The 13,111-nt window shown below is 69.2% G+C and carries 12 protein-coding genes; 2 read left to right on the forward strand and 10 right to left on the reverse strand.

Features of this window, described 5'->3' with window-relative positions; translation table 11 throughout:
• Nucleotides 1–2: 2 nt before the first annotated feature.
• The 4 genes from ACYQ5L_RS37035 to ACYQ5L_RS37050 are packed head-to-tail and all read right to left on the reverse strand — an operon-like array spanning nucleotide 3 to nucleotide 6,482.
• Complete coding sequence (locus ACYQ5L_RS37035; protein ID WP_459962879.1) at nucleotides 3–2,000, reverse strand: acetyl/propionyl/methylcrotonyl-CoA carboxylase subunit alpha; 1,998 nt, start codon at nucleotides 1,998–2,000, stop codon at nucleotides 3–5.
• An 8-nt stretch (nucleotides 2,001–2,008) separates the two neighbouring features.
• The gene (locus ACYQ5L_RS37040) at nucleotides 2,009–3,613 is read right to left on the reverse strand and encodes an acyl-CoA carboxylase subunit beta (RefSeq protein ID WP_459962881.1); all 1,605 of its coding nucleotides are present in this window, start codon (nucleotides 3,611–3,613) and stop codon (nucleotides 2,009–2,011) included.
• Nucleotides 3,610–4,758, reverse strand: coding sequence for an acyl-CoA dehydrogenase family protein (locus ACYQ5L_RS37045; protein ID WP_459963654.1), 1,149 nt, complete (start codon nucleotides 4,756–4,758; stop codon nucleotides 3,610–3,612). The genes ACYQ5L_RS37040 and ACYQ5L_RS37045 overlap by 4 nt, the downstream gene beginning before the upstream one ends.
• Before the next feature lie 8 nt (nucleotides 4,759–4,766).
• Nucleotides 4,767–6,482, reverse strand: a complete 1,716-nt coding sequence (locus tag ACYQ5L_RS37050) for an acyclic terpene utilization AtuA family protein (RefSeq protein ID WP_459962882.1) — start codon at nucleotides 6,480–6,482, stop codon at nucleotides 4,767–4,769.
• A gap of 224 nt (nucleotides 6,483–6,706) precedes the next feature.
• On the opposite strand from ACYQ5L_RS37050, the gene ACYQ5L_RS37055 reads away from it, so the two are divergent.
• On the forward strand, nucleotides 6,707–6,865 hold the full coding sequence (locus ACYQ5L_RS37055; RefSeq protein WP_379197005.1) for a hypothetical protein: 159 nt from the start codon (nucleotides 6,707–6,709) through the stop codon (nucleotides 6,863–6,865).
• Between the two features lie 58 nt (nucleotides 6,866–6,923).
• On the opposite strand, the gene ACYQ5L_RS37060 is transcribed toward ACYQ5L_RS37055, so the two are convergent.
• From ACYQ5L_RS37060 to ACYQ5L_RS37085, 6 genes are all read right to left on the reverse strand, one after another.
• Complete coding sequence (locus ACYQ5L_RS37060; RefSeq protein ID WP_459962883.1) at nucleotides 6,924–7,838, reverse strand: adenylate/guanylate cyclase domain-containing protein; 915 nt, start codon at nucleotides 7,836–7,838, stop codon at nucleotides 6,924–6,926.
• A 297-nt stretch (nucleotides 7,839–8,135) separates the two neighbouring features.
• Nucleotides 8,136–8,894, reverse strand: a complete 759-nt coding sequence (locus ACYQ5L_RS37065) for an ABC transporter permease (RefSeq protein ID WP_459962884.1) — start codon at nucleotides 8,892–8,894, stop codon at nucleotides 8,136–8,138.
• The gene (locus ACYQ5L_RS37070) at nucleotides 8,894–9,838 is read right to left on the reverse strand and encodes an ABC transporter ATP-binding protein (RefSeq protein ID WP_459962885.1); all 945 of its coding nucleotides are present in this window, start codon (nucleotides 9,836–9,838) and stop codon (nucleotides 8,894–8,896) included. Before ACYQ5L_RS37070 ends, ACYQ5L_RS37065 begins: the two co-directional genes overlap by 1 nt.
• Nucleotides 9,839–9,974: 136 nt before the next feature.
• Complete coding sequence (gene thiG, locus ACYQ5L_RS37075; protein WP_459962886.1) at nucleotides 9,975–10,727, reverse strand: thiazole synthase; 753 nt, start codon at nucleotides 10,725–10,727, stop codon at nucleotides 9,975–9,977.
• A gap of 4 nt (nucleotides 10,728–10,731) precedes the next feature.
• Nucleotides 10,732–10,944: a sulfur carrier protein ThiS gene (thiS, locus tag ACYQ5L_RS37080; RefSeq protein WP_067546934.1), complete on the reverse strand. Its 213-nt coding sequence runs from the start codon at nucleotides 10,942–10,944 to the stop codon at nucleotides 10,732–10,734.
• A gap of 12 nt (nucleotides 10,945–10,956) precedes the next feature.
• Entirely contained in the window at nucleotides 10,957–12,213 is a 1,257-nt protein-coding gene (locus tag ACYQ5L_RS37085; RefSeq protein WP_459962887.1) for an FAD-dependent oxidoreductase, read from the reverse strand.
• Between the two features lie 172 nt (nucleotides 12,214–12,385).
• On the opposite strand from ACYQ5L_RS37085, the gene thiE reads away from it, so the two are divergent.
• Complete coding sequence (gene thiE, locus ACYQ5L_RS37090; protein WP_459962888.1) at nucleotides 12,386–13,090, forward strand: thiamine phosphate synthase; 705 nt, start codon at nucleotides 12,386–12,388, stop codon at nucleotides 13,088–13,090.
• The last annotated feature ends 21 nt before the right edge of the window (nucleotides 13,091–13,111 follow it).

Here is a 13,111-nt window from a genome sequence, read left to right on the forward strand (position 1 = left end):
GTCTACTCCTGGTTGTCGCTGTCATCGGTCTGGACCACGGCGAGGACTGCACCCACTTCGACCTGCTGGCCGGCCGTGACATTGAGTTCGGTGAGCAGGCCCGCGGCGGGGGCCGCGATGGTGTGCTCCATCTTCATGGCCTCCAGCCAGAGAATCGGCTGGCCCTTCGCCACCCGCGTGCCGACCTCGGCGCCGAGCCGGATGACCGAGCCGGGCATGGGAGCCAGCAGCGAGCCCTCGGCCACCTGATCGGCCGGATCCTCGAAGCGGGGCAGGCGGCGCAGGGTCACCGGGCCGAGCGGGGAATCCACCGCCACGAGGTCGCCGTAGCGGGCGATCTCGAAGCGGCGGCGCACCGTGCCGCGCTCCCCGGGGACCAGCAGGGTCACCGCATCCGGTGTGGCTTCGAGCAATTCGAGGCCGTCGAAGCCGTCCACGTCCAATCCGGCGCGGGTGATCCGATAGCGCACCTCGTGCTTGCCGGTGACCCGGCTCTCGTAGGACTTGGACTGCGGCTGCGACGGAAGGTTCCGCCAGCCGCTGGGCAGGCCCGCGCCGACCCGTGCCTTCGCCCGGTTGGCCGCGGCGTCCGCGAGCGCGGCGGCCACCACGGACAGCTGCTCGTCGGACTCGGAAACCAGTGGGGCGGAAAGGTTCTCCAGGCCGTGCGTGGTGAAGAACGCCGTATCCGTGTCACCGGCCAGGAACGCCGGATGCCGCAGGACGCGCACCAGCAGATCCCGGTTGGTGACCAGGCCGTGGATCTTCGCGCGTTGCAGCGCGGAGGCAAGCAGATGCGCTGCCTCGTCCCGTGTTTCGGCGAAGGAGATGACCTTGGACAGCATGGGGTCGTAGTGCACGCCGACCACGGAACCGTCCACCACGCCGGTGTCCAGGCGCACGCCCGGCTGCTCCAGCACCACGAATTCGCCAATGGTGCCGGGGATGTCGATCCGATGCACGGTGCCGCTCTGCGGCTGCCAGTCGTGCGCCGGATCCTCGGCATAGAGCCGGACCTCGATGGAATGACCGCGCATGGCGGGTGGCTGCGCGGGCAACGTGCGGCCCGCGGCCACCTGCAGCTGGGTACGCACGAGATCCAGGCCGGTGACGTTCTCGGTGACCGGATGCTCCACTTGCAGACGGGTGTTCATCTCCAGGAAGAAGAACTCGCCGCGTTCGTCGGCCAGGAATTCGACGGTGCCCGCGCCCTCGTAGCCAATGGCCTCGGTCGCCAGCCGGGCGGCCTCGAACAGTCGCGCCCGCATTCCGTCGACCCGCTCCACCAGCGGTGACGGCGCTTCCTCCACAACTTTCTGATGCCGTCGCTGGATCGAGCACTCGCGCTCGCCGACCGCCCATACGGTGCCGTGTGTGTCGGCCATGACCTGGACCTCGATATGGCGGCCGGTCTCCAGGTAGCGCTCGCAGAAGACGGTGGGATCGCCGAAGGCCGATTCCGCTTCGCGCCGTGCGGCTTCCAGTTGCTCGGGCAGGTCGGCCAGATCGCGCACCACGCGCATGCCCCGGCCGCCGCCACCGGCGGACGCCTTGATGAGCACCGGCAGCATGTCCGCGGTGACCTCGGCCGGATCGAGTTCGGCCAGTACCGGGACTCCGGCGGCGTCCATCATCTTCTTGGACTCGACCTTGGAGCCCATTTGCTCGATGGCGCTCACCGGCGGCCCGATCCACACCAGCCCGGCGGCCTGCACGGCACGCGCGAAATCGGCGTTCTCGGAGAGGAATCCGTAGCCCGGATGAACCGCGTCGGCACCGGCCGCGAGGGCCGCTTCGATAATCAGCTCCGCGCGCAGATAGGTCTCGCCGGGCGTATTGCCGGGCAGCCGGATGGCGGCATCCGCCTCGGCCACGTGCGGCGCGTGCGCGTCGGCGTCCGAATACACCGCGACCGTGCCGATTCCCATGCGCCGGCAGGTGGCGAACACCCGCCGCGCGATCTCGCCACGGTTGGCGACCAGAACGTTCGTGATCTCCATACCTGGCCTCACATCCGGAAGACGCCGAAGCCCTCGGCGCCCTTGATCGGGGCATTGTGGATGGCGGACAAGGCCATTCCCAATACCGTGCGGGTATCACGGGGATCGATGACGCCGTCGTCGTAGAGGCGGCCCGACATGAACATGGGCAGCGATTCGGCCTCGATCTGCGCCTCGATCATGGCGCGCAGCCCGGCGTCGGCGGCCTCGTCGAACGGCTGGCCCTTCGATTCGGCGGCGGCGCGGGCCACGATCGAGATGACGCCCGCCAGCTGCGCACCGCCCATGACGGCGGATTTCGCACTGGGCCAGGCGAAGACGAAGCGCGGATCGTAGGCCCGCCCGCACATGCCGTAATGCCCCGCGCCGTAGGACGCGCCCATGAGCAGCGAGATGTGCGGCACCTTCGAATTGGAGACCGCGTTGATCATCATCGCGCCGTGCTTGATGATGCCCTTCTGCTCGTACTCCTTGCCGACCATGTAGCCGGTGGTGTTGTGCAGGAACAACAGTGGCGTGTTCGACTGATTGGCCAGCTGGATGAACTGGGTGGCCTTCTGGGATTCCTCGGAGAACAGCACGCCCCGCGCATTGGCGAGAATGCCGACCGGATACCCGTGCAGCTCCGCCCATCCGGTGACGAGGCTGGAGCCGTAGAGCGGTTTGAACTCGTCGAAATCGGAGCCGTCCACCACGCGGGCGATGACCTCGCGCGGATCGAACGGGATCTTGAGGTCGCCGGGCACGATGCCGAGCAGTTCCTCCTGGTCGTACAGCGGCTCGATGACCTCGGTCAGCGGACGCGGGGCCGGGCCCTGCTTCTTCCAGTTCAGCCGCTTCACGATGGCGCGGCCGAGGCGGATGGCGTCCTGCTCGTCCACGGCGAGGTAGTCCGCCAAACCCGAGACGCGCGCGTGCATTTCGGCGCCGCCCAGGGATTCGTCGTCGGACTCCTCACCGGTGGCCATCTTCACCAGCGGCGGGCCGCCCAGGAACACCTTGGAGCGCTCCTTGATCATGACCGTGTAGTCGGACATGCCCGGGATGTACGCGCCGCCGGCGGTCGAGTTGCCGAAAACCAATGCGATGGTGGGAATTCCGGCCGCCGAGGCCCGGGTCAGGTCGCGGAACATGCGCCCGCCCGGCACGAATACTTCCTTCTGCGTCGGCAGATCCGCACCGCCGGATTCCACCAGCCCGATGACCGGCAGGCGGTTCTCCATGACGATGTCGTTCATGCGCAGGTTCTTGCGCAGCGTCCACGGATTCGAGGTGCCGCCGCGCACCGTCGGATCCGGCGCCACGATCATGCATTCGACGCCCTCGACAATGCCGATGCCCGCGATCACGCTGCCGCCGACGTGGAAGTCACTGCCCCACGCGGCCAGCGGGCACAGTTCCAGGAATGGCGAATCCTCGTCGATGAGCAGTTCGATGCGCTCGCGCGCGGTCAGCTTGCCGCGCTTGCGATGCCGCGCCATCTTGTCCGGGCCGCCGCCGGCGATGTTCTTGGCGTACTCCGCCTCCACCTCGGCCAGCTTGGTGGTCATCGCCTCGGCGGCGGCCCGATACTCCGCCGAGCTCGAATCCAGGGATGTGCGCAGAATGGTCAAGACTGGAACCCCAATCGCTTTGCCGCCAGGGCGGTCAGGATCTCGTTGGTGCCGCCGCCGATGCCGAGGATGCGGACATCCCGGTAGTGGCGTTCCACTTCGGACTCGCGCATATAGCCGAGCCCGCCGAACAGCTGCACGGCCTGATGGGCGACCCATTCGGCCGTTTCCACCGCGGTGTTCTTGGCGAAGCACACCTCGGCGATCAGATCGGTGTCGCCGTGCGCGGCGCGCTCCACCACATGGTGGGTGTAGACGCGGGCGATATCGATGCGGCGCGCCATCTCGGACAAGGTGTTCTGCACCGACTGCCGGGAGATGAGCGGACGGCCGAAGGTCTCGCGATCGCGGCACCATCGCAGGGTCAGGTCCAGGCAGCGCTGGGCATGCCCGTACGCCTGCGCGGCCAGGCCCACGCGTTCGCTCACGAAGGCCATGGCGATCTGCGAGAAACCGGTGTTCTCCGGGCCGACCAGGTTCGACACCGGCACGCGCACATCGACATACGACAGCTCGGCGGTATCGGAGGCCAGCCAGCCCATCTTCTCCAGCTTGCGGCTGACCGTGAAACCGGGCGTGCCCTTCTCCACCACCAGCAGCGATACACCGGCCGCGCCCGGACCGCCCGTGCGGACCGCCGTCACCACGTAGTCGGCGCGCACGCCGGAGGTGATGAAGGTCTTGGCGCCATTGACGATGTACTCGTCGCCATCGCGCACCGCGCTGGTGGTGAGGTGCCCGACATCGGAGCCGCCGCCGGGTTCGGTAATGGCCAGCGAGCCGATCTTCTCCCCCGCCAGGGTCGGCTTCACCCAGCGGTCGATGTGCTCGGCATTGCCGGAGGCGATAATGTGCGGCACCGCGATACCGCAGGTGAACAGGGAGGCGAACAGGCCGCCAGAGCAGCCCGCGTAATGCATCTCCTCGCACACGATGGCGGCGTCGATGCCGTCGCCGCCGGAACCTCCGACCGCTTCGGGGAATTGGATGCCGAGCAGGCCCAGCGCACCGGCCTTCTTGTGCAGCTCGCGCGGGATCTCACCGGCGCGCTCCCAGGCGTCCAGGTACGGCAGCACCTCGCGCTCGGCGAAACCGCGCACGGTGGCGCGCAATTCGCGGCGCTCGGCCGTCTCCCAGAGGTTCACGTATCCGCTCATGACAGCAGCTCCACGGGAATGTCGATATAGCGGGAGCGCAGCCATTCGCCGAGTCCCTTGGCTTGTGGATCGAATCGGGCCTGATAGGCCACGCCCTCGCCGAGCAGTCCCTCGACGATGAAGTTCACGGCCCGCAGATTCGGCAGCACGTGCCGGGTAATGGGCAGCTTGGCGGTTTCGGGCAGCAGCAGCCGCAGTTCGTCGGTGGTCAGCGCGTGTACCAGCCAGCGCCACTGTTCGTCGGTGCGCACCCAGACGCCGATATTGGCATTGCCGCCCTTGTCGCCGCTGCGGGCCAGCGCGATGGTCCCCAGCGGGACGCGCTCGGTCTCCCCGCGCGGAAGCGGCTGCGGGAGTTCCGGTTCCGGCACGTCGGCGAGCTCGAGCGTGTCGGCGGCCGGTGCGATCTCGACCGTGCTGTCATCCGGCAGCACGGCGATGTGCGGAACATCGGCCGCGGCCACATAGCCCGGCTTGAACACGCCGTAGGGCCCGCCGTTTCCGGGCGGAGCGGTCAGCGCGAAGCCCGCGTAGCTGGCCAGCGCCAATTCCACCGCCACACTGGAGAATCCGCGCCCCACCTTGCCGGGATCCGGATCGCGCACCACGCAGCGCAGCAGCGCGCTGGCCTGCTCCTCGGTCTCGGCGTCGGGCCGATCCAGCCGCGCCAGCGACCAATCCAGCTCGGCCGGACGGACTTTCAGCCACGACTCCAGCTGCTGTCGCGCCAGCCGCGCCTTGGCCTCGATATCCAGGCCGGTGAGAATGAACTCCACCTCGTTGCGGAATCCGCCGATGGTGTTGAGCGACACCTTGGTTCGCGGCGGCGGCGCCTCACCGGTGACGCCGCTGATGAGCACCCGGTCCGGCCCCTGCTGCGCGAGGCGGATGGTGTCCAGGCGCGTGGTCACATCGGGCCCGGCGTAGCGCGCGCCCTGGATCTCGTACATGAGCTGCGCTGCCACCGTGTCCACGGTGACCGCGCCGCCGGTGCCCGCATGCTTGGTGATCACGCTGCTGCCGTCACGGCGCACCTCCGCAATGGGGAAGCCGGGCCGGTTCAGATCCGCGATCTCGGTGAAGAACGCGTAGTTGCCGCCGGTGGCCTGGGTGCCGCACTCGATGACATGCCCCGCGACCACGGCCCCGGCGAGCGCGTCGTAATCGGCACGCTCCCAGCCGAAGTGCGCGGCGGCCGGTCCGACCACCAGCGCGGCGTCGGTGACCCGCCCGGTCACCACCACATCCGCGCCCGCGTTCAGGCATTCGGCGATACCCCAGGCCCCGAGGTAGGCATTGGCGGTGAGCGGCGTCCCGAGCCCGAGCTCCGCGGCGCGCGGCAGCAGATCGTCACCGGTCACATAGGCGACCTGCGCGGCGAGGCCGAGCTTGTCCGATACCTCCCGCACCCGTTGCGCCAGCCCGGCGGGATTGAGCCCGCCGGCATTGGCGACGATCCGCACCCCCGATTCGAGAGCCAGCCCCAGGCAGTCCTCCAGTTGCCGCACAAAGGTTTTCGCGTACCCCAGGTTGGCGTCCTTCATACGATCCCGCCCCAGGATCAACATGGTGAGTTCGGCGAGATAGTCGCCGGTGAGCACATCGAGCCGCCCGCCCTCGAGCATCTCCCGCATAGCGCTCAACCGGTCGCCGTAGAAGCCGGAACAGTTGCCGATCCGGAGGAGTTCCGGGTCTTCGGCGAGCTGACTCATAACTGGGCCTCCCTGTGCACCCGAGTCCGGGCGCAGCGTCATCGCTGCGGTCGGTTACAGGGTCACATCGGGCCGCAAGAAAATCAAGCCTGCGCGCTTGTTTTTTCGATGAAACGGGCGCGACCTGGGGATTTACAGGTGAACTGCCCAGTCACCGCGCGCCCGGGGATTCGGGGGCGAAGCCCCCGAGAGTCCCGGGAGCTGGGTCAAGGCACACTTGTGCGGTGTCCTCCGACGTCATCGTGGTCCTACTGCTCGCCCTCGCCGGTTTCCTGTTGGGCGGCGCCTACAGCCTGTGGAAATCCACCCGCCCGCTCGCCATCGGCATTGGAGTTTGCGGAGTGTTAGCTCTCGCGGGTGCGATCCTCTATTTGGTCGGCTGACAGGAGTCGCCGCGGCTTCTGGGGGTTCGGGGGCGAAGCCCCTGAGAGTCGGGTGGAGTCATTCGGCTTCGAGCCGGAAGATGCGCAGGTCCTCCGGCACCCCGCTCAGCGGCGCGGCGAAGAAGCTGCGCCGATACGGCCGCACCCCGAAACCCAACTCCTCCAAGGTTTCCGGATCCAGCGCGTCGAGGGTGGCCGCCGACAGCATGGTGTTGCCATTGCCGCCCGCCTCCATGACGCGCGCCGCGATGGTCACATCCACCCCCAGCCAGTCCCCGCCGATCTCGCGCGGGCTGCCGGTGTGCAGGCCCATCCGCATCTGCGGCTTGTAGCCGTCGACGGCGACGGCGGTGAGATTCTCCTTGGCCGCCACCGCGGCCCGGACCGCCCGGTCGGCGGACGGAAACACGGCCATGACGCCATCGCCCATGCGCTTCACGACCGATCCGCCCCGATCCACGATGGGCGGTTCGATGGCCTTGGCGACCCGGCGCAGCAGTTCCAGGGTGGCCTCGTCGCCGGCGGCCAGGGACCAGCTGGAGAACGCCACCAGATCAGTGAACATGATGGTGATGTCCTGCGGGCCGCGTCCCTTGCCCACCCGCTCCAGCATGGCCTGCCAGACCTGGAGCGCGCCGAGCCCCAATTCGCGAGCGGCGCTGGGGGTATCGCCGACGATCTTGTCCGCGGCGCGGGCGACCGCCCGCGCACTGCCCGGCCCCGACACCGACAGCGGATCACCGAAGGCGGGATCGCCGGGCAGGTTCTCGCGGGCCTTGCGGATCACCCCGATGAGGTCCCCGCGCTGGTTCGCGGCCGACATCAGGGCCGACAGCTGGCCGGGCAACCGGCCGCGGCGCGGCCGCACCGGCTCGGCATCGATATCGGACGGCGTCAGCGGTATGACGACCTCGGGTTCGATGCCGGGCTCCTCGGACTCGGCCGCAGCACCGTCGGAGGGTCGTTCGCTCACGCCCAGAGCGTATCTCAGCGCTTGTTCGTCGGATGGATGAATGATTGCCACCTGGACACCTCCCGATCGGAACGAGCGGCCACACCATTGGACCCGCCGATGTTCGAGTGCTTTGGTTGCTGAGGCGATGCTACTCACGGTTCAGGACCGCGGCTAGATGCTTCCGGCCGGAAGCGAAACTTTTCACAGACAGTTAAACAAGGCCCTGGTCACGACATCGGCCCGATACGGAAGAACCGTATCGGGCCGATGCACACCGTCGATCGGGCAGTGACCGACGGCCCCGGGCAGGGCTTGTTACGCGTCGCGCTCGTTCACCACGAACAGCGCGGCGCCGAACACGAGGGCGCAGAAGACGGCGAAGTACACCAGGCTGCCCCACGGGCCCCAATGCCAGTTCGCGCTGGAGGACTCCTGCATGCTGAAGAACCGCTGGCCGTTCTGGAAGGGCAGCCACGGGCCCACATTGCGGCCGAAGCTGCCGAAGGCGCTCAGCAGCGGCTCGATGACCAGCGGCCACAGCACGATGATGGAGATGGCCGCGGCCGACTGCCGCACCAGCACGCCGATGCCGATGGCGAACAGAATGCCGAGCAGGGCATAGACCGGCACGCCCCACAGCGCTCGCTGCTCCTCGCCGGTGGCCAGCTCCAGACCGGGCACACTGCCGTAGATGCCCCGGGTCAGGAAGAGCGCGGCCACGGCCAGCACCGCGGTCAGCACGGTCGCGTACACGGCCAGCAGGGCCGTCTTCACCGCGATCACCGTGGTGCGCTGCGGCGTCGCCAGGAAGGTGGTGCGGATGATGCCGAAGCGGTACTCGCTGGTCACCGACAAGGTCGCCATGATCATGAGCACCAGGACGCCGAAACCGCTCACGCCCGCCACCGCGGAGGCCACGTTCAGCGGCGGCACCTCCGGATTGTCCTTGGTGGAGCTCGACACCGCGGCGATCAGCGCCGCGAAGCCCAGTCCCAACACCACCACCACGGCCGAGCACCACCAGGGCGAGCGCGTCGAGGTGAGCTTGATCCGTTCCGCTGCCAGCACGCCCATCAGAGCGCACCTCCCATCACCTGGTCGAAACCTTCGGCGTGGTATTCCACCGCGCCTCCGGTCATCCGCATGAACGCCTCCTCCAGCGAGGCCCGCTGCGGGGACAGCTCGAAGAGCGTGATGTCGTTGGCGCCGGCCAGTTTTCCGACCACGTCACTGGTCACCCCGGCCACCACCAGCGCCGGTCCGTCCTGATCCGCGCCGTCCTCCCGGACGGTCATGCCATTGGAGGTGAGCAGGCTGCGCAGCTGATCCAGCTGCGGACTGCGCACGCGCACCGACGATTCCGACGCCTTCTCGATGAAATCCTTGGTGGTGGTGTCGGCAATGAGCTTGCCGCGGCCGATCACGATGAGATGGTCGGCGGTCTGCGCCATCTCCGAGAGCAGGTGGCTCGACACCAGCACGGTGCGGCCCTCGGCGGCCAGGCGCTGCATGAAGCGGCGGATCCACAGAATGCCCTCGGGATCGAGGCCGTTGACCGGCTCGTCGAACAACAGCACCTGCGGATCGCCCAGCAGCGCGCCCGCCAGGCCGAGCCGCTGCGACATGCCGAGCGAGAAACCGCCCGCGTTCTTATTGGCCACCTCGGCGAGGCCGACCAGGCGCAGCACCTCCTCGACCCGCGAGTTCGGGATGTTGTTGGAGGCGGCCAGCCAGGCCAGATGCGCGCGCGCCGAACGATTCGGGTGCACCCACTTGGCGTCCAGCAGCGCGCCCACCGATTCGAGCGGGTTCCGCAGCTCCTTGTAGGGCTTGCCGTCGATGAGCGCGGTACCGGAGGTCGGCTTGTCCAGGCCCAGGATCATGCGCATGGTGGTCGACTTGCCGGCGCCGTTCGGGCCGAGGAAGCCGGTCACCTGGCCGGGACGGACGGTGAACGTCAGATCCGACACCGCGACGGTCTGGCCGTAGTGTTTGGTCAGGCCTCTCAGTTCGATCATGGGGACCAGTCTTCCTCGAGATCCGCCGGCCGACCATCGATCGCAGGTCGCGCGTCGAATACCTCTTTCGGATTACCTGGTCCCGGTATACGCCAGGGGGCTTACCCCGAGGTGGCCCCCGGCGCTCCGATCGAGGTCAGAACCCCGGCGACGAGGCCTGTGCCCAGAACCGCTTCGGAATCCGGCCCGCTTCGCGAGCCAGGTATCCGGCCTGCACCGCCGCGGCCATGGCCGCCGCCATGGTGGCGGGCTTGCGGGCGCGGGTGACCGCCGTGGCCAGCAGCACCGCGGAGCAGCCCAGTTCCATGGCCAGGGCCGCGTCGCTGGCGGTGCCGATGCCCGCGTCCAGGATCACCGGGACCCCCGCGTCGGCGACGATCATCTCGATATTGTGCGGATTACCGATGCCCAGACCGGTGCCGATGGGCGAGCCCAGCGGCATGACAGCCGCGCAGCCGGCGTCCTCGAGGCGGCGGGCCAGCACCGGATCGTCGGTGGTGTAGGGCAGCACGGTGAAACCGTCGTCCACCAACTGCTCTGCGGCGCTGACCAATTCGATGGCGTCCGGGAGCAGGGTGCGCTCGTCGGCGATGACTTCCAGCTTGACCCAATCGGTTTCGAGGGCCTCGCGGGCCAGCTGGGCGGTGAGCACGGCCTCGGCGGCGGTGCGGCAGCCCGCGGTATTGGGCAGCGGCGCGATCTCCAGGCGCTTGAGCAGATCCAGCACGCCGGTGCCGCCGGCGGCGTCCACCCGGCGCATGGCGACCGTGGTGAGCTCGGTGCCCGAGGCCACCAGGGCCTCCTCCAGCACCGCCAGGTTCTCCGCGCCGCCGGTGCCCATGATCAGCCGGGAGCCGAAGCTGCGGCCCGCGATCACCAGGGGTTCCATACCGTTATCCACCCTGCACCGCCGTGAGCACCTCGATCTCCCAGCCGCGCCCGACCCGCTCGTCCCAGCGGGACTTGGGGAACAGCGCGCCGTCGACCGCCACCGCGACGCCTTGACACGGCAGGTTCAGGGTCTCCAGCAGCTCGCGCACCGTCGGAGGTTCGGCGAACTGGTGATCCGCACCGTTGACGGTGACGCCGATGGGGATTGCTGTCATCGAAACTCCTCCTCAGGACAAACGTGTGGCAGCGTGCGAACGCTGCGAGTCGGCGGCGGTCTCGCGCCCGGCGGCGAAGCGGCCGGGGGCGGCGGCTCGGGCCTCGGGCAGCTCGGTGTCCGCCAGCAGAGCGAGCACGGCGTCAGCAGTAACCGGGACGCCGAGAATTCCATTCCGGCCGTGCCCGGTCGCGGCGATGACGCGCTCGTCGAGATGGCCGATCAGCGGCAGATTGTCCGGGGTGCCGGGCCGGGAACCCGCCGTGGCCTCCGCGAATTCGTATTCGCCGATACCCGGGAAGACGGTTTCGGCATCGGTGATCAGATCGCGCACGCCGGCGACGGTGACCGCGGTGTCGAAGCCCGCCTCGTATTGGGTTGCGCCCAGCACGATTCCATCGTGCCGCGGGACCAGATAGATGGGACGGCCGTGCACGCGGGCGCGAATGACGCGCCGCGGCGGCACGGGCGCGCTCGGGCGGCGGCGCAGGCGCAGGATCTCGCCCTTCACCGGGCGGACGGGCAACCTCGGCCACAGCTCGGCGGCCGCCGCGCCGGCGGCGAGCACGATCCGGTCCTGCGGCAGATCGTCCAGGGCGTGGACCTTTTCCGGTCGCAGGCTCACCCCGGCCGCCACACAGGCGTCCCGCAGCGCCGCCACGAGCGCGCGATTGTCGACCGCGGGTTCGGCAGGAGACAGCAGACCGGCTCTGACGCCGCGCCCCAGACTCGGCTCGGCCGCGCGGACTCCCGCCCGATCCAGCAGGCGAAGGCCGCGCACCGCATCCGGCCCGGCCCGATCCTGCGATCCGAGCGCGGACTCGGCGGGAACGGCCGTAAGCGTCGAGTTGGACCGTTCGGCGGCAGTGACGGCGTGCGCGGAGGACAGATCGGTGGCAGCGGCAGCGCTTGCCGGGACGGGCAGATCGTGGGCGTTGACCCAGTCGGCAATGGTGCGCAGATCCGCCGCGTCGGCGGCGTCGAGCGCCACCGTCAGCGTCTCGTCGGCCGTGATGACGTCCACGCCCGTGGCGGACTTCAGGCGGGCCGCGAAGTCCGGCCAGCGCGCGAGGGAGGCGCCGCCGAATTCCAGTGCGGCGTCCTCACCGGGCCAGCCTTCCGAGAGCGGGGCGAGCATGCCGCCCGCCACCCAGGAGGCTCCGGTTCCGATCGCCGGGTCGTACAGCGTGACCGTCCAGCCCGATTCGGCGGCGCGCCAGGCCGCCGACAGCCCGATGACGCCGCCGCCGACGACGGCCAGAGTCCGCATAATTCAACCTCACTAGCCCGGAACCTCCGGGACCTGCACTTATGTCGCGCGCAGACGCTGTGTTCTGCTCCGGAGCCTTGCGCGTCCGGCGGGCGCGGTGCACAACGTCGCGCGGACTGCGCGGACGCGGCTCGTTTCCCGTACCCACGTTAGCGCGACTACCGTCATGGAGGTGCAACCCTCCCACCCGAACCGGCCAGTACCACCGCGGGAGCGCCTGGCCAGCGCCCGGCTGTACCTGTGCACCGACGCCCGCCGGGAGAAGGGCGACCTGGCCCGATTCGCCGAAGCGGCGCTGGCCGGCGGCGTCGACATCATCCAGCTGCGCGACAAGGGTTCCGCCGGGGAGAAGAAGTTCGGCCCGCTCGAGGCCAAGGCCGAACTCGGCGCCCTGGCCGAATTGAAGGCCGCCGCCCGCCGCCACGGCGCCCTGGTCGCGGTGAACGACCGCGCCGATGTCGCCTTCGCGGCCGGCGCCGATGTGCTGCATCTGGGGCAGAACGATCTGCCGCCCTGGTACGCCCGCCGCCTGCTCGGTCCGGATGTGGTGATCGGCCGCTCCACCAACAACCGCGCCCAGGCCGGGCTGGCGGCCGTCGACGAGCACCTCGATTACTTCTGCACCGGGCCCGTCTACGCGACGCCCACCAAGCCCGGTCGCCAGCCCTCGGGGCTGGAGCTGGTGCGCTCCACCGCCGAATCCCACCCGCACCGCCCGTGGTTCGCCATCGGCGGCATCGACGACGAGCACCTGCAGGAAGTGCTGTCGGCCGGGGCGACTCGCGTCGTGGTGGTCCGCGCCATCACCGAGGCCCGGGATCCCGAGGCCGCGGCGCGCGCCCTCAAGCAGCGCCTCCTCGACAACGTCGCCCCCTAGGCCCGGGCAGTGCCGGACCGA

It is taken from the genome of Nocardia sp. IFM 10818 (genome assembly GCF_054655275.1).